Annotated in this window: 17 protein-coding genes and 20 tRNA genes; 2 read left to right on the top strand and 35 right to left on the bottom strand. The window is 32.7% G+C overall.

Annotated features, from left to right (window positions below; all coding sequences use genetic code 11):
* Nucleotides 1-317 precede the first annotated feature (317 nt).
* From ACWJJ2_RS17565 to ACWJJ2_RS17445, 25 genes are all read right to left on the bottom strand, one after another.
* On the bottom strand, nt 318-1,433 hold the full coding sequence (locus ACWJJ2_RS17565) for a M56 family metallopeptidase (RefSeq protein WP_220319589.1): 1,116 nt from the start codon (nt 1,431-1,433) through the stop codon (nt 318-320).
* A gap of 4 nt (nt 1,434-1,437) precedes the next feature.
* Entirely contained in the window at nt 1,438-1,812 is a 375-nt protein-coding gene (locus ACWJJ2_RS17560; RefSeq protein ID WP_224579030.1) for a BlaI/MecI/CopY family transcriptional regulator, read from the bottom strand.
* A 392-nt stretch (nt 1,813-2,204) separates the two neighbouring features.
* A tRNA-Arg gene (locus ACWJJ2_RS17555) sits at nt 2,205-2,281 on the bottom strand.
* A 52-nt stretch (nt 2,282-2,333) separates the two neighbouring features.
* Nucleotides 2,334-2,407 (bottom strand) — tRNA-Gly (locus ACWJJ2_RS17550).
* 5 nt (nt 2,408-2,412) lie between these two features.
* Nucleotides 2,413-2,487 (bottom strand) — tRNA-Gly (locus ACWJJ2_RS17545).
* 26 nt (nt 2,488-2,513) lie between these two features.
* A tRNA-Leu gene (locus ACWJJ2_RS17540) sits at nt 2,514-2,598 on the bottom strand.
* A gap of 15 nt (nt 2,599-2,613) precedes the next feature.
* Nucleotides 2,614-2,689 (bottom strand) — tRNA-Lys (locus tag ACWJJ2_RS17535).
* 79 nt (nt 2,690-2,768) lie between these two features.
* A tRNA-His gene (locus ACWJJ2_RS17530) sits at nt 2,769-2,844 on the bottom strand.
* Nucleotides 2,845-2,923: 79 nt separating this feature from the next.
* A tRNA-His gene (locus tag ACWJJ2_RS17525) sits at nt 2,924-2,999 on the bottom strand.
* Nucleotides 3,000-3,003: 4 nt separating this feature from the next.
* Nucleotides 3,004-3,080, bottom strand: a tRNA-Arg gene (locus tag ACWJJ2_RS17520).
* 35 nt (nt 3,081-3,115) lie between these two features.
* Nucleotides 3,116-3,189, bottom strand: a tRNA-Gly gene (locus tag ACWJJ2_RS17515).
* A gap of 14 nt (nt 3,190-3,203) precedes the next feature.
* Nucleotides 3,204-3,279, bottom strand: a tRNA-Pro gene (locus ACWJJ2_RS17510).
* Between the two features lie 15 nt (nt 3,280-3,294).
* Nucleotides 3,295-3,370, bottom strand: a tRNA-Lys gene (locus tag ACWJJ2_RS17505).
* Between the two features lie 4 nt (nt 3,371-3,374).
* A tRNA-Arg gene (locus ACWJJ2_RS17500) sits at nt 3,375-3,451 on the bottom strand.
* A 33-nt stretch (nt 3,452-3,484) separates the two neighbouring features.
* A tRNA-Gly gene (locus ACWJJ2_RS17495) sits at nt 3,485-3,559 on the bottom strand.
* A 43-nt stretch (nt 3,560-3,602) separates the two neighbouring features.
* A tRNA-Leu gene (locus ACWJJ2_RS17490) sits at nt 3,603-3,687 on the bottom strand.
* Between the two features lie 15 nt (nt 3,688-3,702).
* Nucleotides 3,703-3,778 (bottom strand) — tRNA-Lys (locus ACWJJ2_RS17485).
* Nucleotides 3,779-3,782: 4 nt separating this feature from the next.
* A tRNA-Gln gene (locus ACWJJ2_RS17480) sits at nt 3,783-3,857 on the bottom strand.
* A gap of 8 nt (nt 3,858-3,865) precedes the next feature.
* Nucleotides 3,866-3,941, bottom strand: a tRNA-His gene (locus ACWJJ2_RS17475).
* A gap of 4 nt (nt 3,942-3,945) precedes the next feature.
* Nucleotides 3,946-4,022, bottom strand: a tRNA-Arg gene (locus ACWJJ2_RS17470).
* Between the two features lie 35 nt (nt 4,023-4,057).
* Nucleotides 4,058-4,131: transfer RNA gene (locus ACWJJ2_RS17465), tRNA-Gly, on the bottom strand.
* Between the two features lie 6 nt (nt 4,132-4,137).
* A tRNA-Pro gene (locus ACWJJ2_RS17460) sits at nt 4,138-4,213 on the bottom strand.
* 260 nt (nt 4,214-4,473) lie between these two features.
* Nucleotides 4,474-4,944, bottom strand: a complete 471-nt coding sequence (locus ACWJJ2_RS17455) for a metallophosphoesterase (protein ID WP_216301908.1) — start codon at nt 4,942-4,944, stop codon at nt 4,474-4,476.
* Nucleotides 4,945-5,007: 63 nt separating this feature from the next.
* The gene (locus ACWJJ2_RS17450; protein WP_216301907.1) at nt 5,008-5,613 is read right to left on the bottom strand and encodes an XTP/dITP diphosphatase; all 606 of its coding nucleotides are present in this window, start codon (nt 5,611-5,613) and stop codon (nt 5,008-5,010) included.
* 78 nt (nt 5,614-5,691) lie between these two features.
* On the bottom strand, nt 5,692-6,666 hold the full coding sequence (locus tag ACWJJ2_RS17445; protein WP_216301906.1) for an AIR synthase family protein: 975 nt from the start codon (nt 6,664-6,666) through the stop codon (nt 5,692-5,694).
* Between the two features lie 91 nt (nt 6,667-6,757).
* Between ACWJJ2_RS17445 and ACWJJ2_RS17440 the strand changes: the two genes are divergently transcribed.
* Complete coding sequence (locus ACWJJ2_RS17440) at nt 6,758-8,140, top strand: hypothetical protein (protein ID WP_253198076.1); 1,383 nt, start codon at nt 6,758-6,760, stop codon at nt 8,138-8,140.
* 118 nt (nt 8,141-8,258) lie between these two features.
* Here ACWJJ2_RS17440 and ACWJJ2_RS17435 read toward each other — a convergent pair whose 3' ends face one another.
* Nucleotides 8,259-9,878 carry a peptide ABC transporter substrate-binding protein gene (locus ACWJJ2_RS17435; protein ID WP_462953622.1) on the bottom strand — a complete coding sequence of 540 codons (1,620 nt, stop codon included), beginning with the start codon at nt 9,876-9,878 and terminating at the stop codon, nt 8,259-8,261.
* A gap of 427 nt (nt 9,879-10,305) precedes the next feature.
* Here ACWJJ2_RS17435 and ACWJJ2_RS17430 point away from each other — a divergent pair, with 427 nt between their 5' ends.
* Nucleotides 10,306-10,539, top strand: coding sequence for a hypothetical protein (locus tag ACWJJ2_RS17430; RefSeq protein WP_220286093.1), 234 nt, complete (start codon nt 10,306-10,308; stop codon nt 10,537-10,539).
* Nucleotides 10,540-10,597: 58 nt separating this feature from the next.
* Here the strand turns inward: ACWJJ2_RS17430 and ligA are convergent, their stop codons facing one another.
* From ligA to gap, 9 genes are all read right to left on the bottom strand, one after another.
* The gene (gene ligA / locus ACWJJ2_RS17425) at nt 10,598-12,592 is read right to left on the bottom strand and encodes an NAD-dependent DNA ligase LigA (protein WP_462954360.1); all 1,995 of its coding nucleotides are present in this window, start codon (nt 12,590-12,592) and stop codon (nt 10,598-10,600) included.
* Nucleotides 12,593-12,746: 154 nt separating this feature from the next.
* A complete protein-coding gene (pcrA, locus tag ACWJJ2_RS17420) occupies nt 12,747-15,005 on the bottom strand; it encodes a DNA helicase PcrA (RefSeq protein ID WP_216301903.1) in 2,259 nt (752 codons plus the stop codon).
* Between the two features lie 74 nt (nt 15,006-15,079).
* On the bottom strand, nt 15,080-15,382 hold the full coding sequence (locus ACWJJ2_RS17415) for a YerC/YecD family TrpR-related protein (protein WP_216301902.1): 303 nt from the start codon (nt 15,380-15,382) through the stop codon (nt 15,080-15,082).
* Between the two features lie 186 nt (nt 15,383-15,568).
* Nucleotides 15,569-15,799 (bottom strand): preprotein translocase subunit SecG, encoded by a 231-nt coding sequence (gene secG, locus ACWJJ2_RS17410; RefSeq protein WP_216301901.1) that lies wholly within the window; start codon nt 15,797-15,799, stop codon nt 15,569-15,571.
* A 112-nt stretch (nt 15,800-15,911) separates the two neighbouring features.
* A complete protein-coding gene (gene eno / locus ACWJJ2_RS17405) occupies nt 15,912-17,207 on the bottom strand; it encodes a phosphopyruvate hydratase (RefSeq protein ID WP_165412702.1) in 1,296 nt (431 codons plus the stop codon).
* 126 nt (nt 17,208-17,333) lie between these two features.
* Nucleotides 17,334-18,863, bottom strand: coding sequence for a 2,3-bisphosphoglycerate-independent phosphoglycerate mutase (gene gpmI / locus ACWJJ2_RS17400; RefSeq protein ID WP_216301900.1), 1,530 nt, complete (start codon nt 18,861-18,863; stop codon nt 17,334-17,336).
* Between the two features lie 175 nt (nt 18,864-19,038).
* The gene (gene tpiA, locus ACWJJ2_RS17395) at nt 19,039-19,785 is read right to left on the bottom strand and encodes a triose-phosphate isomerase (RefSeq protein WP_220286094.1); all 747 of its coding nucleotides are present in this window, start codon (nt 19,783-19,785) and stop codon (nt 19,039-19,041) included.
* 108 nt (nt 19,786-19,893) lie between these two features.
* Entirely contained in the window at nt 19,894-21,090 is a 1,197-nt protein-coding gene (locus tag ACWJJ2_RS17390) for a phosphoglycerate kinase (protein WP_462953621.1), read from the bottom strand.
* Nucleotides 21,091-21,316: 226 nt separating this feature from the next.
* Nucleotides 21,317-22,324 (bottom strand): type I glyceraldehyde-3-phosphate dehydrogenase, encoded by a 1,008-nt coding sequence (gene gap, locus ACWJJ2_RS17385; RefSeq protein ID WP_165412698.1) that lies wholly within the window; start codon nt 22,322-22,324, stop codon nt 21,317-21,319.
* Between the last annotated feature and the right edge of the window lie 31 nt (nt 22,325-22,355).

Raw genomic sequence — 22,355 nt, 5'->3', positions numbered from 1 at the left:
CAGCCTCTCTGAGCTAAATTTAAAGGTACTATAAGTACTTTTAATATTACATTTACTTCTAAACAAAAAACGCCATCTCTTTTATGAGAAGGCGTAGTAATATCGCTGTAAAACATCTACTTCCTTCTCAGCCTCTCGGGCAAAATTAAAGGTTCTTTATTCTTTTACCTATAATACTATACATTTTAATCCCTGTCAACATAATTTACCACAAAACCATAGCTCATAAATTTCTAGTTTTAACTTTTTTAATAAGTTAAATTTTAAATATCAAGACTTTTTCAGTTGCCTCATTTCAATGACCTTTTTTTATGTAGTTATTTATATGCTTCAGGCGATATCTCTGATGATGCTTGAATAGTTTTATAATAAACTTTTGTACCATCTTTATTTAAAATCTTCAAATCCCCCTCTTTGGCTCCTTGCTCTAAATTATTCTGCAATTCCTGTTTAACCTTATTCATATCATCATTAATATGCTCTTCTGGAGTATCCGCAAATACATTTACTGAAAATAGTGATGCTCCTGATATTACAAGTAGTAATGCTCCTGTGATTATTCCTTTTTTCTTTGATTTCAAATTTAACATACTCTCAATTCTCCTATTCATTATATTTTTATCATCATTAAAGGGTGATATTAAGCTATTTGATAATTTAAACTGATTATTAAATTTCATTGAGTTTATAAGTGTTAAGGCATAATTTTTTCTTTCATCTATTCCTAGTGATTTTAAGAGCTTTTCATCACAGGATAATTCACAATCTTCATTTAAAATACTTTTTAACTTATAAATTAAAGGATTAAAGAAATGTAATGATATAACTAAAATGCTTAGAAGTTTATATATCCAATCTTTTCTTTTAAAATGAATCAATTCATGTTTTATTATCCATTTTAAATCTTCATCTTCATATGTTCTTTCTGGTAATATAATTGTTGGTTTTACTATACCTATAATAAATGGTGTTGAAATACTACTGCAAAATTTAAGAGGAATATTTCTTTTGATACCCATTTCTTTTTTCGATTTGCTATATATTCTCATGATTTTTACATTGTATATATTTCTTGAAGTCTTTTTAATACTGCTATTAAATTTTTTGTTACATAAAATAATAAATAAAAATATTATTGTAGATGTTATGAAATAAAGATATGGAATTATACTTATAACATGACTAATTTTAGCCATGTTATCATAGATACCACTAGGAATTACATTATCTTTTACCATTAACACATTCTTAGGAACATATATTGAAATTTTAAGGGGCAGAACCATTTTTAAAATTATAACTATACAAATATAGTAATTGAAATTTGCACTATATTTACTAAGTACCTTTTTTCTAAATATTAATAGCAATAAAATCCAAAAGGTTCCTATTAATGAGGCTTCTATAATGTTTTCAAACAATGTTTTTAGCATATTATCACCTATTTTTTATCATTCTATCTAGTTTTTCTAAATCCTCGTCTGATAATATGTCCTTAGTATCATGTAACATTGATACAAGGCTAGTTAAAGAATTACCATGAATATTTTTAAGGAATTCCTTTGTTTCTAAAGACTTATATTCTTTTTCTTCTACCTTTGGAAAATAGTAAAACTGCTTTCCTCGTTTTTCTGCTGAAAGAAAATCCTTTTTTATTAAACGTTTTAGAAGTGTAGCTGTTGTTCCAGCTTTCCATCCCTTTTGAAGAGTGATTATCTCAGCAACCTGGTTTGTTGATAAAGTTTCTTCATTACTCCAAATTAAATTCATAACTTCCAATTCTGTTTGTGGAAGTTTTTTTAAATCCATCATTAAAGCCTCCTTTAATTTAATAATACAAACGTATTATTAAATTGTCAATACATTTGTATTATTTTCTTTAATAAGTATAATTACAACTATAGCTATTTAATCTTTATTATATTAATACCTGACGATTTAAGTCATACCTATGCTACTCTCCTATTTGAGCTAAAGAAGAGCCCAAAATAGTACAAAGTCATCTAGGTCATAGTAATATTTCTATTACCTTAAACACCTATACTCATGTACTTGAGATTATGAAGGTGAAGGCTGATACAAAACTTAATGACTTGTATAATTATATGGGGTCAAAATAACCCTCATTTTTTCATAAAATTTTATAAGGGTCAAAAGAGGGCAAAAGTAAAAGCCTTACAAACTTAGTGTTTGCAAGGCTTTGGTGGTGCGCCCAGAGGGAGTCGAACCCACGGCCTTCAGATTCGAAGTCTGCCACTCTATCCAACTGAGCTATGGGCGCATAATAAAATAATTTTTAAAAAGTCTTTAGTATAAATACTAAAGACTTTTATTGGAGCGGGTAGAGGGAATCGAACCCTCGTAATTAGCTTGGAAGGCTAACACTCTACCATTGAGTTATACCCGCATGTTTGGAGCGGGAGACGAGATTCGAACTCGCGACGTTCACCTTGGCAAGGTGACGCTCTACCACTGAGCCACCCCCGCATATTGTTGTTTTTATAAATAGTATTTGGTGCAGGTGAAGGGAGTTGAACCCATACACCCGAAGGCGCTAGATCCTAAGTCTAGTGCGTCTGCCAATTCCGCCACACCTGCATATTATTACTATTTTGGTGGCTTACCGGGGAATCGAACCCCGGACACCATGATTAAAAGTCATGTGCTCTACCAACTGAGCTAGTAAACCTTATTAGTTAAATTCAAACCTATACATCTAAGTAAAGAGTCCGATGCCTTACGGTTTTGAAAGGCATCCCAATTTTAAATGGGGTGGACGATGGGACTCGAACCCACGACAACCAGTACCACAAACTGGCGCTCTACCAACTGAACTACGTCCACCGTATTGGGAATTTTAAATTTATTAAGGTTATATTATTTTCTAATACAATAACCCTTTATTTGTAATTTTATTTTTAAATGGGGTGGACGATGGGACTCGAACCCACGACAACCAGTACCACAAACTGGCGCTCTACCAACTGAACTACGTCCACCGTATGGTGCGTCTTAAGGGATTCGAACCCCTGGCCCACGCCTTAGAAGGGCGTTGCTCTATCCAACTGAGCTAAAAACGCTTATATGTTAATGCTCAGTTGAACGTTAACATATTTGGAGCGGGTAGAGGGAATCGAACCCTCGTAATTAGCTTGGAAGGCTAACACTCTACCATTGAGTTATACCCGCATATTATATTTTAATGGTCGGGGTGACAGGGATTGAACCTGCGACCTCATGGTCCCAAACCACGCGCGCTCCCAGCTGCGCTACACCCCGGCATATATTAAAAAATGGTGCGACATCGGGGGCTTGAACCCCGGACACCCTGATTAAGAGTCAGGTGCTCTACCAACTGAGCTAATGACGCATATTGGTGCATCTTAAGGGATTCGAACCCCCGGCCCACGCCTTAGAAGGGCGTTGCTCTATCCAACTGAGCTAAAGATGCTTGTATACTTAAACTAATATGTATAAACATATTTGGAGCGGGAGACGAGATTCGAACTCGCGACGTTCACCTTGGCAAGGTGACGCTCTACCACTGAGCCACCCCCGCATATTATTGTTTTTATACATAGTAATTCATTTGTAAATAGTAATGGTGCAGGTGAAGGGAGTTGAACCCATACACCCGAAGGCGCTAGATCCTAAGTCTAGTGCGTCTGCCAATTCCGCCACACCTGCATATTATTACTATTTTGGTGGCTTACCGGGGAATCGAACCCCGGACACCATGATTAAAAGTCATGTGCTCTACCAACTGAGCTAGTAAACCTTATTGGCTGGGATAGCAGGATTTGAACCTACGGATGCCACAGTCAAAGTGTGGTGCCTTACCGCTTGGCGATACCCCAGCATTAAATGGGGTGGACGATGGGACTCGAACCCACGACAACCAGTACCACAAACTGGCGCTCTACCAACTGAACTACGTCCACCGTATGGTGCATCTTAAGGGATTCGAACCCCTGGCCCACGCCTTAGAAGGGCGTTGCTCTATCCAACTGAGCTAAAGATGCTTGTATATTAGTGTTTAAATAAACATTAATATATTTGGAGCGGGTAGAGGGAATCGAACCCTCGTAATTAGCTTGGAAGGCTAACACTCTACCATTGAGTTATACCCGCATATAGTGGTCGGGGTGACAGGGATTGAACCTGCGACCTCATGGTCCCAAACCACGCGCGCTCCCAGCTGCGCTACACCCCGCTACCCATTAAACTTTAAAACCATTTAATGTCCTAAATTAATCCTGACCTCATAACCATTTAAATTCAATGATTTTTTCTGACGACATGGATTATTCTACACCATATGTTTTAATACGTCAATACTTTTTTTAAAACTTTCTCATTTTAATATTAAAATAAATCCTATCAACCTGTTATTTTTTATTTTAACTTATTTTAGTCTGATTAAAAAAACTAAAATTTTAGAAGTTCACATTTAAAATACCTAGCTATAAACAACTAGAATCTTATCAAATTTGGCTCTATGCATCCCTGGTTGATACTTATAATAGCAAAGCTCCGAGCTCCATCTCTTGGTAGTGACGCACTTCCAGGATTTATATACCATATTCCTTCTTCAAAATCTATTTTTCCAATATGTGTATGTCCATACAAGACTATGTCAGCCCCCGTTTCTAAAGCCTTATATCTTAATTTAGCCAAACTCTCTTTTACACTATATCTATGTCCATGAGTTAAAAAAAATTTTTTTAAGCAAATTTCTTTTACCCTGTCATTAGGTGTACTTGTAGAAAAATCACAATTGCCTTTAACATTAATTATTTCTCCATTATAATGCTTTCTTATAATGGATATGTCGTCTACATTATCGCCTAAGTGGATCAACACATCTAATCCCTTTATTTCGCATCCTAGCCGTTCTATGCTGCTAATAATGCCATGTGTATCGCTTATAACACCTATTCTCATTTAAAATCACCCTCTTCATTAATATAACGTATGCATCTTAGACTTTTTTGAGATGCCTAATAATTATACATCATATATTAATTTTTCAAGCTCACCTTTTAGTTTATCTAGTGCCCTTCCCCTATGACTAATAGCGTTTTTTTCATTACTTTCCATCTGTGCAAAAGTTTTATTGAATTTTTCCACAAAAAATAGCGGGTCATATCCGAAACCTTCTTCACCTCTAAAATCTGCTGTGATTATCCCCTCTGACTCTCCTTGTACTTTTACTATTTCATCTTTATTAATTATAAGTACCATTGCGCAAATGAATTTAGCTTTTCGCTGTTCTTCTGTTTTGCCATCTAAAAGGTGCAATAATTTTTCATTATTCGCTTTAGTATTTCCGTGTTCCCCCGCAAACCTCGCTGAAAAAATGCCTGGAGCTCCATTTAATGATTCTACTGCTAATCCCGAATCATCGGCAAGTACCATATCCCCATGGGCTATTTTGAAAATTTCACTTGCCTTTATATCTGCATTCTCCATGAAAGTGCTTCCTGTTTCCTCTACATCAATGTTAATATTGGCTTCTTTTAAAGATAGTACTTCAAAAGGAAACCGTGATAATATTTCTTTTATTTCCTTAATTTTATGGTCATTATTACTAGCAACTATTAATCTTCTCATTGTATACTCCTCACAACTCTCTAGGGTAGATAATAATTAGTAATCATTATCTACTCTAAAAGTAATCTATTTTAAAAATTATATACTAAATAACTCATCTCTAGTAGGGGGCAAAACATCTTTACAAGTTTCATCTTTTACTAATATCCCTCTAGACGCAGTCATTTTTCCTATTACCGTAGCTTGTACTCCATTGCTATTTAATTTATCCACCAATTCTTTCCCAGATGCCACCGTTATTAGCATGCTTCCAGAAGATATAAATTTCAAAGGGTCAATATTAAGTCTTTCACATATTTTATATGTAATATCACTAATTGGCATTTTATCACTATACGCCTTAAATCCTAAATTGCTAGCCTCCGCAACTTCCCATAATGCTCCTAGAACACCACCTTCAGTTATATCATGCATAGAATTAACCCCGAACTCTCCTGCTATACGTCCTTCATTAACCACACTAATGCTACTAATATAGTCTTTAGCTATTTCTATTTCTTTAGGAGTTAAAACGCCTTGTATCCTGTCTAAATGATCATTTACTATAATTGAAGTTCCTTCCATACAAAGCAGTTTGGTAACGACAATTTCATCTCCGATTTTTGCACCTGAAGTTGCCACAGCACCTTGTGCTTTCCCTTTTCCTATAGCAGTGCATGAAACTATTATTTTATTTACAGCTTCTGTAACCTCAGTATGTCCACCTAATATCTCCACATTCAGTTTTTTTGTCTCTTCATCAATTTCACTCATAATATTTTTTATATCTTCTATCGTCGCTGTTGGCGGTACAAGAATTGTAACTAAAATGCCTACAGGCTCAACTCCACAAGAAGCTATATCATTGCAATTTATATGAACTGCTAATTTGCCCATATTTTTATCAGCTCCGGTTATTGGATCTGTAGATACTACGCACTCATATTCGCCAAAATTTATTACACTGCAGTCTTCGCCTATTCCACTTCTAATTCTTACATCGCCCCGGACAACACTTTTATTGTTGTCAATTATTTGTTTTAAGTCATCCCAATTTAATTTTCCAACTTTCATTTAAATTCTTCCTTTCTAATTTCATAAATCTAGCACATTTTAACAATTGTAATCATATTATCTATATAAGTACTAATTATATGGTGGTGTTATGTTGAATTTTCTAGGACCTTTTTTAAAAACCAATACATTAAACAAAACTAACATAAAAAATCAATTTTTCTACTTATCAAAAGAATCATTAAAGGATATAGTTTTCGATTCTAAATGTGGCATATATATTCCCTCACGCGATTTAAAATCTAAATCCTTTTCTAAGATTGATATTAACACAATTAATTTAAATTCTCCACTTTTATGTGTTTACAAAAAAGCAGATGCTAAATTAAAATCGAAAGAAGGCATGTTAAATTGGAATGAGAACAAAGTAAAGAAAGAAATAACTGTTAATAGTAATGCATTCATGACTTTATCACTACTGGAACTCGTAGACTATTATAATAACTTTAAGGACGTCGATGATACAAAATATGATCTAAGCTCTATTTACCTTAAACTTTGCAAAGAACAATTAGAATTTTATGCTTCTTATTTTCGAAATAAAGATGGGCTCTTTGTTGACAAAAAAGATTTAACTAATCCATTAAACCAAGAATTTAATTTTGAAGATAAAAACAATAAATTCAAATTTTCTGATCAAGCCTTTATGATGTCTGCTTACTACAAATATTCTACTTATAATAACGTAAAACAAGAGCATGAATATAAACAATTTGCTCTAGATATCCTAGATATGTTTTCTCAGTATAAGGAAGAAATTTACAATGTTTCTTTTGAGGAACTTAATAAGATATGCTTAGCATTAAATATTTTTTATAAGTACTCTGGCTTAGAACTATGCGAAACCCTATTGCTAGATTTTTTAGATTTGCTTATAGATCAATATAATGCTAAGCCATCTTTAATTGTTAATGCTAAATTAGATCATTCCTGTATGCTTTTTATAAACTGTACGCTTATGTATAATAATACATTAATTCTTAAATTTAAAGATACTAGTGACGATTTATATGAAAAGCTTACAGACTTATACGATGCCGATAAAGGTATCTTGCTAAAGGAAAGTGCTGATAAAGAGACAAATTATACTTGTGATGAGCTCTTATTATACATTTACAGCCAAATCATATATTCTGATTTTAACAATATTGAAGATAATTCTTTCATGCTTCAGGATATTTTCAAACATCAAATTTTGGATTCTGGTATAATTTTAAGCTGGCCTGAGTCCCCCTCTTTAGATAACGCTGAACATTACAGGGATTTTTCACTAAAATCAGAGGATTTGATACAAGAGGATGATTTTAGAATGCCTGAAATCCCCACACCTGAAACCAATGAATTAGCTTCTATATTCATTAAAAATGTGGTATACAATAAACGAAAGGAGAGCTTTAAGCAAAGTAAGTTATCTTTTGATAGCAGCAAAAATATGTTTATATTCTTCTTAACAATATTTTTCCACACTCACTAATATTAAGAGTTAATAATTTTCTCTTATATTATGCTATAACAAAAAAGTATATATGGCTAAAATGCATTCTACGCAATATATACTTTTATTAGCATAGTATAAGAAAAAAAGCTTAATTTTATTTGGAATCAGTCTTAGCCTCTTTATAAGCATAATCAAACACTAAATTCCCGCTTTTAGTTAAATAGATATCTTTAATATTTTCTCTTTTACAAATAACTGTATTGCCTATATATATAGGTATACATGGTAAGTCTTTTGCTAATATAGATTGTGCATGATTATAAATTGTTACTTTATTTTTATCGGTTTTCTCCATCAATGCTTTTTCTATAGTTTTATCATAATCCGAACTCTTATATCCATAAATATTATCTTTTGAATATGATGTCCATCTAGTAAAGAATTTATAAATGTCTCCATATTCCTCATCATTTTTTGAAAATACTATGTCATAATTTCCCTCTTTAAGTACTTTTTCGAGTTCATCTTTTGTGTATCCAGTGCACACTACCTTTATACCTAAATATTCTTTAATATTTTTAGCTATTTCCTTGCTTATTTTAGTATCAAAATTTTTATTTTCATATACCATAACTAATTCTTGTTTTTCTTCATAATTACTACTTTTTTTTAAATATTCTAAGCCTTTAATTTTATTCTGGGATGCATTAAAAATCACTTTACCACTATTGTCATTAGACCTAGTAAAAGGTGTATAATTTATTGTTGGAACCGCTACATCTTCTGATATAGTTTCTATAATTAATTCCCGATCTATAATTGAACCAATTGCATTTCTAAAATTTATATCCACTGAATCTCTTTTTTCTAGTATATTTTTAGTTTTTAGATTGAAATTCATATAATACATACTCTGCGATAGTTTAACTTCAGTTTTATTTTCCGTGCTAAGGGCACTTACTTCACTTATTGGTGGACTTACAAGTACATCAATTTTTGAGGTATCACTATACTGCGAAGTTTCAAAATTTGCTAAAGCTTTCTCTTCATCCTTTATAGAAGTAAATAGCATTTCATTACTAACAATTTCATTGGCTCTCCAATACTTTTCGTTCTTTACTAATTTTATTTCTCCATCTTTGTTTACCTCTTTTATAATAAATGGACCACTATATTGAATTTGACTGTAGCTATCTTTCCAGTTCCTTGTATCCATATTATTTCCCCTTAAAGTGAAAACTGGATTGCTAAGGATATTTATAAAGTTCTCATTAGGATTATTTAGCCTTATCTCTAATGTTAAATCGTCCTTTGCAACAATACCAACATTTTCAAAATCTACTTTTCCTGCACTAAAATCCTTAGCCCCAAATATGCAATATAATTGCTTAGCAAAAATATTTCCTTTTTCCAATAAAATGTTGTGAAAGAACCTTTTAAAATCATCAGCTTTTATAGACGTTCCATCGTTATAATGTAGATCTTTTCTTAATTTAAAGGTATACCCTATTTTGTCCTTACTAACCTCAATTTTTTCTGCCATGGCAGGTACAATTTTACCATCTTTATCTTCTCTTACTAATCCTTCAAATAAAACTAATAACAAGTCTTTTTCGCGAACACTATCATTATTTGTCATAAGCAAGTCTGCCGGCAATTCTCCCAAGTTATAAACTAAATATTTTCTAGATGTTGTTGGTTTTACTTTCTTTTGAATACATCCACTGGTTAGCATCGTCATAAAAATCAACATTATACATAATAACTTTTTCATAATTACCCCCAATATGTGTATTATTAAGAGTATTAACTTTTCATATATGAAATAATCAAATATCCAATAAAAAATAAAAAAGTATATATTACTATTAATGCATTCACTTCGCTAAGAACTACTAATTTTATTTTCAATTAATCTCCTGAAAAACATAAACTCGCTGTCGCTCAAACATATGTTTTTCTTAACGTATCTTAATTAAAAATAAAAAAAGAAGTTCTAAAGCTTGTTTCAATGCATTATACGCAATATACACTTTTTTTTGCGCTTAATTCTGTAATATATTTTAACTATATATTATATAAATGAATACATATAATCATTGTACTGTGTAAAATTGACTTGTTATTTATCTTAATGTACATTATTATATTAATATGTACTTACAGATTTTATATATGTAAGTATTTAGGAGGCCTATTCCATGTTAATCCTGACTATAAGAATTTTTTCTATATTTTCCATGTTAATTTTTATGCTTACATCGATATGGGGCTTTATTTTATTAATTAAAATATTTAATCAGTTAAGATATAAAAATTATTTACTGGAAAAACTTCTACAAAACGCCTCTAGCTCATCTTCAAAACAGAGACACAAGGAATATCCTAAAGATGATTTTAAAGTCGAAGATATTTCTAGTCCAGGTGAAAAATAAATATTAGTAGCGCAACATAAAGAAGACGTCATTTGACGTCTTTCTTACATTTTCCACACTATTTTAACATATTTACTAGTTCTTCTTCAGATATGACTGTAATTCCAAGCTCTTGAGCTTTGGTAAGCTTACTTCCGGCATTCTCGCCTGCTAAAACGTAACTGGTTTTATTAGAAACAGAACCTGATACTTTTCCTCCATGATTTTCTATTATCAATGTGGCATCACTACGCCCCATTGACGTAAGGGTTCCAGTTACTACGAATGTTAACCCGTTAAATAGATTATCGACCTGATTTGAGTCTTCTACGGCCATATTTACGCCATACTCTTTTAACCTATCAATTATTTCTCTGTTTTTATTATCTTCAAAAAATCTTAGTACACACAAAGCACTTATTTCACCTATATCAGAAACCTCTATTAGTTCATCCAATGTTGTATTTTGCAAACATTCAATAGATTTATAATGCTTCATTATGGATTTCGCTGCTATCTTACCAATATTAGGAATTCCGAGGCCTGTCAGCAATCTTTGTGCTTCATTTCCCCTTGATTTGTCTATAGCATCTAGTAACTTATCTGTATTCTTTTCTTTTCCAATTATACCTTTCTCTATAAGCTCCGCGCGGTAATTAAACAGTGAATATACATCTGCTACATCTTTAATATATTCTAAACGGATAAGTTCCTTAATATAAGCCGTACCAAACCCTTTTATATCCATAGCATTCCGACCAACAAAATTAATTATGTGTCTTTCTAATTGAGCCATACAGTTAGGATTTGTACATTTGATATCAGCCGTATCTTTTTCACGGACAGTAGGTGTTCCACATACCGGGCATCGGTCTGGAATTTGGAATCTATTTAACTTCTCAGAACGTTTTTCTTTGACTACAGCCTTAATTTTCGGGATAATCTCTCCTGATTTGTATACAACAATTATATCTCCAATCCTTATATCTAAATCATTGATAAAATCTTGGTTATGAAGAATTGCTCTAGATACAGAAGTTCCGCATAAACGAATTGGCTCAAAAATTGCTGTAGGAGTAATTCTTCCGGTTCTTCCTACTGATAGTTCAATATCAATCAATTTTGTTTCTTTTTCTTCTGGAGGGAACTTATATGCTATAGCCCATTTGGGAACTTTTGAAGTATTACCAAGCTTTTTTCTATCTTCCAAGTTATCAATTTTTATAACAACTCCGTCAATATCGTATGCTAAATTACCTCTATCTTCTCCTATAGCCTGGATAGTATTCCACACTTCATCAGCTGTTTTACATTTCACATAATTCTCAATAACTTTTACACCCTGTTTTTTTAACCATTCATAGCCTTCGGTATGTGTTTTAAATTCAATTCCTTTGGAGTCTTGAATATTAAAAATAAACAGAGATAATTGTCTTTCCTTTGTTATTTTACTATCTAACTGCCTCAATGTACCAGCAGCACAGTTTCGAGGATTAGCAAATATCTTTTTCCCTAATAGCTCTTGCCCCTCATTAACCTTATCAAACGCAGCACTTGCCATATATACCTCACCACGAATCTCGAGGTATGGCACTTGCTCTTTCAGTTTCCGCACGACATCCCCAATTACTTTAGCATTTTCAGTGACATCTTCACCTTGAATGATTCCATCACCGCGAGTTACAGCTACTGTTAATTTACCTTCTACATAACGTAGTGACATTGACAAACCATCAATTTTAAGTTCAACAACAAATGTTGGATCACTAAGTTCTTCAATCATTTTATTTACATAGGCATAGACTTCTTCTTTTGTAAATACGTCTTGCAAACTGAGCATTGGTACATTATGTTTTACTAATACCCCAGCTTTTCTTTTAGCGTTCCCACCTATGTTTTGAGTCGGGGACTCTAATGTGATAAGTTCTGGATATTCTTTCTCTATTGCTTTAAGCGCAAGCATCAATTGATCATATTCATAATCTGATATTTCCGGATTATCTTGGTTGTAATATCTATCACTGTGATATTTAATTGTCTTTTTTAATTCTTCAATTTCATCTTTTACACCAATTTTCATAAACTACACCCTTTCCCACGAAATCAACGTTCATCTGCTAGGTATATGAAATAAAATAACTAGCACACTCACTAGCTATTTTATCCAAAATGCCTTAGCGCATTCAAATAAATAGCAAATCAGTATGCTAGCCCTATTTTCATGTGCCTTATAACATTTCTAAAGGCGCTTTATCTAATATCAGCTTTTTTATTCCCATGTTATCAAACGCTATTGAAATCATTGTATCATTATCAGAACTCGATTTTGACACTATGGTACCTATTCCAAATTTAGTATGTCTAACTTTCCTACCTACCGTAGCTTCTCTATTCATAGCATTCTCACTATTGACACTTTGCTGCCCTGGATCATTTCCTTTCGCTGTAGCTGATGCATAATCTTGAGGCGAAGTTTTACTTAGTAGTCCATGCGGATTATAATTTTGTGAATTTCCAGTGTTTTTTCTCTTTAATACCTGCACAGTCCTATTCTTAGCTCCCCCGATAACTTCTTTTAAATCCGGAGAAATTTCACTGATAAAATCAGAAGGCTGATACCCAACATTTCTTCCAAATACCATTCTACTCTCGGCAGATGTTATGTAGAGCTTCTCCTCCGCCCTTGTTATAGCAACATAGCACAGGCGCCTTGATTCTTCCATTTCAGTAAAGTTGTTAAGCGAAGACATGCCGGGGAATATCCCATTTTCCATACCAACCATAAATACTACTGGAAATTCTAACCCCTTTGCACTATGAACAGTCATCATTGCCGCAGTCTCTACTGTTTCATCAGGGTCATCAGTGCTCGAACCTAAACTTACTCCTTCTAAGAATGTTAAAAGCGACTTATCTTCTGAAGTTCTTTCAAATTCTACAGCATCTGATACTAATTCCTTTATATTCTCTACCCTGCTCTCATCCTCTGGTTCCTTAGAAAGTTCTAATTGCTTTAAATACCCTGTATCACTTATTATAGATTTAATTAACTCAGAGACTGTTCCTGTTTCATTTTTGGCCATAAAGCTATTCATAAGACTTACAAACTTATTTATAGATGCTTTATTTCTAGTTGTCAATGTAGGTATAAAATCTACATCTAGAATAGCACTATACAAGCATTGATCTATACCTGTTGCAAATTCTTGAATCTTTTGAATAGTTGCATCTCCTATACTTCTTTTAGGCACATTTATAATTCTTTTTAAAGCGATATCGTCAAGTGGGTTATTAATAAGCTTTAAATACGCCATTATATCCTTTATTTCTTTTCTATCATAGAATTTTAATCCTCCCACTATTCTATATGGAATCAAATTTTTTCTGAAACTCTCCTCAAAAATACGTGATTGAGAATTCATCCTATATAAAATTGCAAAGTCCTTATAGCTTCTATTTTCCTCAGTCATAATTCTCTTAATTTGACTTGCTACAAAATTTGACTCGTCTCTATCTGTAAACGCTCTATATAAATTAATTTTCTCTCCACAATCTTTTTCAGTCCTTAGAGCCTTATCTTTTCTTTGAGAATTATTCCTTATAACTTCATTAGCTGCCATAAGTATATTTCCGCAAGATCTATAATTTTGCTCGAGCTTAACAACCTTTGCCTTTGGATAATCTTTTTCAAAATCTAAGATGTTGGTGACATCCGCACCTCTCCAAGCATAAATACATTGGTCATCATCTCCAACTACGCATATATTTTCACGCTCATCTACTAAAAGCTTTATAAGCTCATACTGTGCTTTATTTGTGTCTTGATACTCATCAACCATAATGTACTTGAATTTTGAATGATAGAAATCCAAAACTTCCTTATTATTTTTTAAGAGTTCAACTGCTTTAAAAATTAAATCATCAAAATCTAGTGCATTGTTACCTTTTAGTCTTTTTTGATAAAGAACATACACATCAGCGATTTTGTTTTTTCTATAATCGCTTTCATTTTCTTTTTTAAATTTTTGTGGACTAATAAGTTCGTTTTTAGCACTCGATATTTTACCTAAAATTTCTGAATCTGTTAGATCTTTTTCATTTATTTGAAGTTCCTTCATACACTGTTTAATCAAACTTTTTTGATCATAGCTATCATAAATAGTGAAATTCTTATTATATCCCAGCCTATCTATCTCTCGCCTTAAAATCCTAACACAACTAGAGTGGAAGGTAGAAATCCACATATTATCCGCTATATTGCCTACTAAAGAACGCACTCTGTCCTTCATTTCACCAGCCGCTTTATTAGTAAAAGTTATGGATAAAATTTGAGACGGATATATAGCTAAATCCTGAATCATATGCGCAATTCTATAGGTCAAAACCCTAGTTTTCCCAGATCCCGCTCCAGCTAATATTAGCAATGGGCCATCAACTGTTATTGCAGCCTCGCACTGCTCTTTGTTTAACAAACTTTTCAAATCCATGAAACCACTCCTTATATATTATATTAACCGTCCCTCTCTATCCGCATCTAAAATGTCGTTAAAAATGAATACACTTATTTCGCTAATTCCAAACGCTCTAATATAAGTTTATACCCATCACTACCATAATTTAATGCTCTGCCGATTCTACTTATTGTAGCAGTACTTGCCCCTGTTACACCTGCTATATCCAAATAGGTCCTTTTATCTGCTAACATTCTTGCTACTTGAATCCTTTGCTCAAATGCTTTAATTTCATTTATAGTGCATAAATCTTCAAAAAATCTATAGCATTCTTCCTTTGTTTGAAGGCTTAAAATGCCATCAAAAAGGAAATCCATATCATTACTTTCTAATTTAGAACTGTATTCACTCATCATCCTTCACCTCTAATAATCATAGATTCATATATACTATTAAATCATCTACTGGGTCTCTACTCATCACCTGAACACTTAAAAATCATATAAAAAAATGCAGCTTATTAATTTTTTTTAAATAAACTGCTGTGAAGTATAAAATATTTATTTGATTGTACCTAAATTATTACTTAGATAAGTATATTATTTAACTAAATTTAACATCACTGTAGTTATAGCAAAGAAAATTGCTGAAACTACTGTGATTCTTACTAGTACTGATTCTGCTGTTTTTGTTTTATTTTTTGCAAAAAAAGTTTCAGAAGTTCCTCCTATAAGGCCACTTAATCCATCTGATTTACTAGGTTGCATCATAACGGATACAATTATAGCAATTGAAGTTATAACCTGTAAAACTACTAGAAAACTATGCATGTGTACACCTCCAATTCATCGAATACATAATTATTTTAGCATACTCTAAGACAGTTTACAATGAATTGTAAAATTTAAGAGTATAGCCTATAAAGACTATACTCTTAATTAATTATCTATTTATGTTATAGAATGCTTTCAATCCTCTGTACTCAGCCATTTCTTCTAATTCTTCTTCTATTCTTAATAATTGATTGTATTTAGAAACTCTTTCGCTTCTAGCTGGGGCACCAGTTTTAATTTGTCCTGCATTCATAGCTACAACTAAGTCAGCTATTGAAGTATCTTCTGTTTCTCCTGATCTATGAGAAACTACTGCAGTATATCCTGCCCTTTCAGCCATTTCTATAGCATTTAGTGTTTCAGTTAATGTACCTATTTGGTTTAATTTTATAAGAATTGAATTTGCAGTTTTTCTTTCAATTCCCATTTTTAATCTGTCAGTGTTGGTTACAAATAAATCATCTCCAACTAATTGAACTCTATCTCCTATTTTATCAGTTAAGTACTTCCAGCCTTCCCAATCTTCTTCAGCCATTCCATCTTCAATAGATATAATTGGATATTTGTTTACAAGTTCTACATAGTAGTCAGCCATTTGCTCTGGAGTTAATATTCTTCCTTCTGAAGCTAAGTTGTATTTTCCATCTTCAAAGAATTCAGAAGCTGCTGGATCAAGAGCAATATAAATATCTTTTCCAGGAACATATCCAGCTTTTTCTATAGCTTCTATTATGATTTTTATAGCTTCTTCGTTTGATGATAAATCTGGAGCAAATCCACCTTCATCACCAACACCAGTCGCTAGTCCTTTAGTTTTTAATAATGCTTTTAATGAGTGGTAAACTTCTGCACTCATTCTTAAAGCGTCCTTAAAAGAAGTTGCTCCAACTGGCATAACCATAAACTCTTGTAAGTCTACATTATTGTCAGCATGGCTTCCACCATTTATAATGTTCATCATTGGAACTGGTAAAACCTTAGCATTTACTCCACCAATATATTGATATAGTCCGAGTCCTAATGACTCAGCAGCCGCTCTAGCACATGCAAGAGATACTCCAAGAATTGCATTAGCACCTAGTTTAGCCTTATTAGGTGTGCCATCAAGATCTATCATTGCTTTGTCAATTGCTATTTGATCATATACATTCATTCCAACTATCTCTTCAGCTATTAGATTGTTTACATTATCAACGGCTTTTAAAACTCCTTTACCGTTATATGTATCCTTGTCTCCATCTCTTAACTCTACCGCTTCAAATATGCCAGTAGAAGCGCCTGATGGTACTGATGCTCTTGCTATCGTTCCATCTTCGAGTGTTACTTCAACTTCAACAGTTGGAAATGCTCTTGAGTCCAGAATCTGTCTTGCATAAATATCAATTATTTCAATAAAGTTTTTCATGTTATCTAACCTCCAAATTTTTTCTCTATGTTATTATATCCTAAGTTAACTTAAGTTAATCCTATACTTTACGGAAACTTAAGTTAATCTTAGATAATACATTATTCAATTTAGTTTTCTTTTAACCTATTTAATTAAAGATTTTCCTGTCATTTCACTTGGTATACTGAGTCCCATAGCTTGGAGCATAGTTGGTGCAATATCCGCCAATATTCCACTATCTTTTAGACCATTACTGTGATTTGAAACGTATGTGAATGGAACTAAATTTGTAGTATGTGCTGTCATTGGCTTTCCAGACGAATAATCAAGCATTTGTTCAGAGTTTCCATGATCTGCAGTTATAAATACGCTGCCGTCCTTGCCTAGAACGCACTCAACAATTTTTCCAAGGCATTCATCCACTGTTTCTATAGCTTTTTTAGCAGCTTCAAAAACGCCTGTATGACCTACCATATCTGGGTTAGCATAGTTAAGTATAATCATGTCGTATTCATCTGTTTCTAGTCTCTTTAATAATTCTTCTGTAACCTCTTGCGCACTCATTTCTGGCAATAAATCATATGTTGCTACTTTAGGTGATGGAATTAATGCTCTATCTTCATTTACATTCGGAGCCTCAACACCTCCATTAAAGAAGAATGTAACATGGGCGTATTTTTCAGTTTCAGCTATTCGGAGCTGTTTTTTACCCATTTTACTAACATATTCTCCAAGCGTATTAGTGTAACTTTCTGGCGTATACGCTACATCAACGTTTTCTATAGTTATATCATATTGCGTAGTACATACAAAGTTCAAATTTAAAGTTTCTCTTTTAAAACCATTAAATACTTTATCATTTAATGCCCTAGTAAGTTCGCGAGCTCTGTCCGGTCTAAAGTTAAAGAATATTACACTATCGTTATTACTTATAGCTGAAACAGGCTTATTATTTTCCATTATAACAGTCGGAAGAACAAATTCATCTGTCTTATTATCATGGATAGCTTTTTTAACTGCCTCTATTGCTGAGGTATTTTCCTCACCCTTAGATAAAACCATAGCATTATATGCAAGTTCAACTCTTTCCCATCTCTTATCTCTATCCATAGCATAATATCTACCACATACAGTAGCAATTTTACCCACGCCTATTGTATTCATATATTCTTCGAGTTCTGCTATGTATTGTAGTGCTGAACCTGGTTGCACATCCCTACCGTCTAACAATGCATGAACATAAACATTTTTAGCACCTTTATCCTTAGCAAGCTTTATTAAAGCTTTTAAATGATCAATATGAGAGTGAACTCCTCCATCTGACAATAATCCTAAAAGATGCACCGAAGAATTTGCCTTAATAGCTTTATCTATAGCTTTATTAAAAGCAAGGTTTTCAAAAAAGTTTCCTTCTTCAATTTCTTTTGTTATTTTCGTAAGTGCTTGATATATAATTCTACCAGCACCTATGTTTAAGTGGCCAACTTCTGAATTTCCCATTTGACCCGCTGGTAGTCCTACCTCTAGGCCACTTGCATTTAATTTCGTACTTGGATATTTCTTTATTATTCTGTCATAGTTTGGCTTACTGGCCGCAACTACTGCATTTCCATCTACGTTACTTGATAATCCGAATCCATCTAAAATCATTAGCATTACTGGTTTTTTTGACATTTTTGTTCCCCCATCCGTTGTTTCTAAAATAAAATACATGTATATGTATCAATAGTTCACAGTTATAATTAACTAACTAAAGTAGATTAATCTACTAAAGTAGCTAAATCCACTAAAGTGGCTGCATCTACTAAAGTAGTCTAGCCACATTAGTGGATTCATTTACTATAACATCTTAATAATTTACTATTCCTGCGAAGTCTTGTGCCTTAAGGCTAGCTCCTCCGATTAATCCACCATCTATATCTGATTTACCCATTTGTTCTTTTATAGTTGTTGGTTTAACAGATCCACCATATTGAATTCTAACTTTTTCTGCTACTTCTGCTCCGAACATAGCTCCAACAGTTGCTCTTATAAATGCAATTGTATCATTAGCCTGATCAGCAGTTGCAGTTTTACCTGTACCTATTGCCCAAATTGGTTCATAAGCAATAACCAATTTTTCCACTTGTTCTTTTGTAAGTCCTTCTAAATCTAATTTTACTTGACTAGCTAAGACTTTTTCTGTAATATTTCCTTCTCTATCACTAAGAGTTTCCCCTACGCAAAGTATAGGAATAATACTATGGCTATAAGCAGCTTTAATCTTTTTGTTTACAGTTTCATCAGTTTCATTGAAATATTGTCTTCTTTCACTATGACCAATTATAACATATTCAACGCCCATATCTTTTAGCATTCCTGGTGCAATTTCACCTGTAAAAGCACCATTTTCTTCAAAATGCATGTTTTGAGCTCCTACCTTTATATTTGTACCCTTACTTGCCTTTATTACTGCGTCTAAACATAAAAATGTAGGACAAACTACAACATCACATTTTGCATCTTTAACTAACGGTTTCATTTCCTCAATTAAAGTTACAGCCTCAGCTACAGTTTTATTCATCTTCCAATTTCCTGCAATTATACCTTTTCTCATCAAAAAACCCCCAAGTATTCTTTTATTGTAAGTAATAATTATTAGTATTGTTATCTGGACAACAATTAATGTATATTAAAAAATTTGAAATGTCTTATTTAACTTTAACTATTTATTTGTAAGAGCTTCAATTCCTGGAAGTAGCTTACCTTCTAAGAATTCAAGAGATGCTCCACCACCTGTAGATATATGAGTCATTTTATCTCCAAATCCTAATTGATTAACAGCTGCTGCACTATCTCCACCACCTATTATAGTAGTTCCATCGACTTTTGACATAGCCTCAGCTACTGCTATTGTTCCTTTTGCAAAATTCGCAAATTCAAATACTCCCATTGGTCCGTTCCAAACAATAGTTTTAGCCATGCTAATAGCGCCTTTATACATCTCACAAGTCTTAGGTCCAATATCAAGTCCCATAAACCCATCAGCAATATTTTGACTTTCAGTAACTACTGGCTCTGCTTCAGCTGAAAATCTATCTGCAACAATATTATCTACAGGTATTAAAAATTTAACTCCTTTTGACTCAGCTTTTTGCATCATAACTTTAGCATATTGTACTTTATCTTCTTCAACTAGTGAACTTCCGATAGAATATCCACCAGCTTTTAAGAATGTATAAGCCATTCCTCCACCAATTATTAAAGTATCAACTTTTTCAAGCAAATTTTCGATAACATTTATTTTATCAGAAACCTTAGCTCCACCTAAAATTGCTACGAAAGGTCTAACAGGGTTCTCTATTGTATCCCCTAAAAATTTTAATTCCTTTTGAATTAAATACCCACATACTGAAGTCTCAATAAATTGTGTTACTCCAACTGTAGAGCAATGAGCCCTATGAGCAGTTCCAAAGGCATCATTTACAAATACATCTGCAAGGGACGCTAATTCCTTTGAAAAGTTTTCTGTATTTTTAGTTTCTTCTTTTCTATATCTTGTGTTTTCCAATAATAGAACATCTCCGTCTTTCATTTTTGATACGGCAGATTTTACATTATCACTAACTACATTTGGGTCTGCTGCAAAGACTACTTCTTTTTTTAACATTTCGCTTAATTTCTTAGCAACTGGCGCTAAAGAAAGCTCAGGTTTTGGTTCTCCACTTGGTTTTCCAAGATGTGAACATAAAATAACTTTTGCACCTTTTTCTATCAAATAGTTTATTGTTGGCATTGCACCTACTAATCTATTTACATCTGTAATTACCCCATCTTTTAATGGTACATTAAAATCGCATCTTACTAAAACTTTTTTACCTTTAACCTCAATATCCTCGATTGTTTTTTTATTGAATTGCATACACATTCTCCTCCCATATGGTTTATAATACAAGTTTCTTATAATTTAATCACATTCATATAAATAGACTACCCTACTAACTTACTATTTACTACTATCTTACTATTTATTTGAATGTACCTTGTATTAATAAAATATAAAAAGGTCCGGTTCCATAGACTAACTATAAAACCAGACCTTAATACTATACTTACAGTTTCCTACAGTTTTATAATAAAATTAAATTTTATAGTCTGTCTGCAACATATTTAGTTAAATCTGCTAATCTGTTTGAATAACCTGCTTCATTATCGTACCATGAAACAACTTTAACCATATTTCCTTCGATAACCATAGTTGACATAGCATCAACTATAGAAGATCTTTCGTCTCCTTTAAAATCAATTGAAACTAAAGGTTCTTCACAACAACCAAGTATTCCTTTCATTTCAGTTTCAGCTGCTTTCTTAAATGCTGCATTTACTTCTTCTACAGTAACATTCTTTGAAACTTCGCAAACTAAATCTGTACATGAAACTGTTGGAGTTGGAACTCTTAATGAGAATCCGTTTAATTTTCCTTTTAATTGTGGTAAAACTAATGCTACTGCTTTTGCTGCTCCTGTTGTAGTTGGAATCATTGATAGGTTAGCTGCTCTTGCACGTCTCATATCACTATGTGGAGCATCTAATAATCTTTGATCTCCAGTATATGAATGAATTGTAGTCATTAAGCCTTTAACTATTCCAAATTCTCTGTCTAAAACTTTAGCAAATGGTGCTAAACAGTTTGTTGTACATGATGCATTTGATATTACGTTATGTTTTGCTGAATCATATTTTTCTTCGTTAACTCCCATAACTATTGTAATATCTTCATTTTTTGCTGGTGCAGATATAAGAACTTTTTTAACACTTACACATAAATGATCGCTTGCTTTAGTAGCATCTGTAAAGAATCCTGTTGATTCTAATACTATTTCTACTCCAAGTGAACTCCAGTCAATATTCTTTGGTTCTCTTTCTGCAAATATTTTAATTTCTTTTCCGTTAACTACTATTGCACTTTCTTTAGCTTCTACAGTTCCGTCAAATTTTCCGTAAAGTGAATCATATTTTAAAAGATGTGCGAGTGTCGCAGCATCTGTTAAATCATTAATTCCTACTACTTCTAATTCTGTTGAATAATTTTTTACTAGTGCATTAAATACATTTCTTCCTATTCTTCCAAATCCATTAATTCCTACTTTTACCATCTTGGCAAAACCTCCTAAATTTTATTAACCT

Source organism: Clostridium sp. CM039, assembly GCF_055081075.1.
The sequence above is the reverse complement of the archived record's forward strand: the minus strand, read 5'-3'. Positions and strand labels throughout refer to the sequence as shown.

What these genes read in the sequence shown, in the direction of transcription:
- ACWJJ2_RS17565 (WP_220319589.1), bottom strand. Translation starts at nt 1,433, where the DNA reads ATGCTAAAAACATTGTTTGAAAACATTATAGAAGCCTCATTAATAGGA.
- ACWJJ2_RS17560 (WP_224579030.1), bottom strand. Translation starts at nt 1,812, where the DNA reads ATGATGGATTTAAAAAAACTTCCACAAACAGAATTGGAAGTTATGAAT.
- ACWJJ2_RS17455 (WP_216301908.1), bottom strand. Translation starts at nt 4,944, where the DNA reads ATGAGAATAGGTGTTATAAGCGATACACATGGCATTATTAGCAGCATA.
- ACWJJ2_RS17450 (WP_216301907.1), bottom strand. Translation starts at nt 5,613, where the DNA reads ATGAGAAGATTAATAGTTGCTAGTAATAATGACCATAAAATTAAGGAA.
- ACWJJ2_RS17445 (WP_216301906.1), bottom strand. Translation starts at nt 6,666, where the DNA reads ATGAAAGTTGGAAAATTAAATTGGGATGACTTAAAACAAATAATTGAC.
- ACWJJ2_RS17440 (WP_253198076.1), top strand. Translation starts at nt 6,758, where the DNA reads ATGTTGAATTTTCTAGGACCTTTTTTAAAAACCAATACATTAAACAAA.
- ACWJJ2_RS17435 (WP_462953622.1), bottom strand. Translation starts at nt 9,878, where the DNA reads ATGAAAAAGTTATTATGTATAATGTTGATTTTTATGACGATGCTAACC.
- ACWJJ2_RS17430 (WP_220286093.1), top strand. Translation starts at nt 10,306, where the DNA reads ATGTTAATCCTGACTATAAGAATTTTTTCTATATTTTCCATGTTAATT.
- pcrA (WP_216301903.1), bottom strand. Translation starts at nt 15,005, where the DNA reads ATGGATTTGAAAAGTTTGTTAAACAAAGAGCAGTGCGAGGCTGCAATA.
- ACWJJ2_RS17415 (WP_216301902.1), bottom strand. Translation starts at nt 15,382, where the DNA reads ATGAGTGAATACAGTTCTAAATTAGAAAGTAATGATATGGATTTCCTT.
- secG (WP_216301901.1), bottom strand. Translation starts at nt 15,799, where the DNA reads ATGCATAGTTTTCTAGTAGTTTTACAGGTTATAACTTCAATTGCTATA.
- eno (WP_165412702.1), bottom strand. Translation starts at nt 17,207, where the DNA reads ATGAAAAACTTTATTGAAATAATTGATATTTATGCAAGACAGATTCTG.
- gpmI (WP_216301900.1), bottom strand. Translation starts at nt 18,863, where the DNA reads ATGTCAAAAAAACCAGTAATGCTAATGATTTTAGATGGATTCGGATTA.
- tpiA (WP_220286094.1), bottom strand. Translation starts at nt 19,785, where the DNA reads ATGAGAAAAGGTATAATTGCAGGAAATTGGAAGATGAATAAAACTGTA.
- ACWJJ2_RS17390 (WP_462953621.1), bottom strand. Translation starts at nt 21,090, where the DNA reads ATGCAATTCAATAAAAAAACAATCGAGGATATTGAGGTTAAAGGTAAA.
- gap (WP_165412698.1), bottom strand. Translation starts at nt 22,324, where the DNA reads ATGGTAAAAGTAGGAATTAATGGATTTGGAAGAATAGGAAGAAATGTA.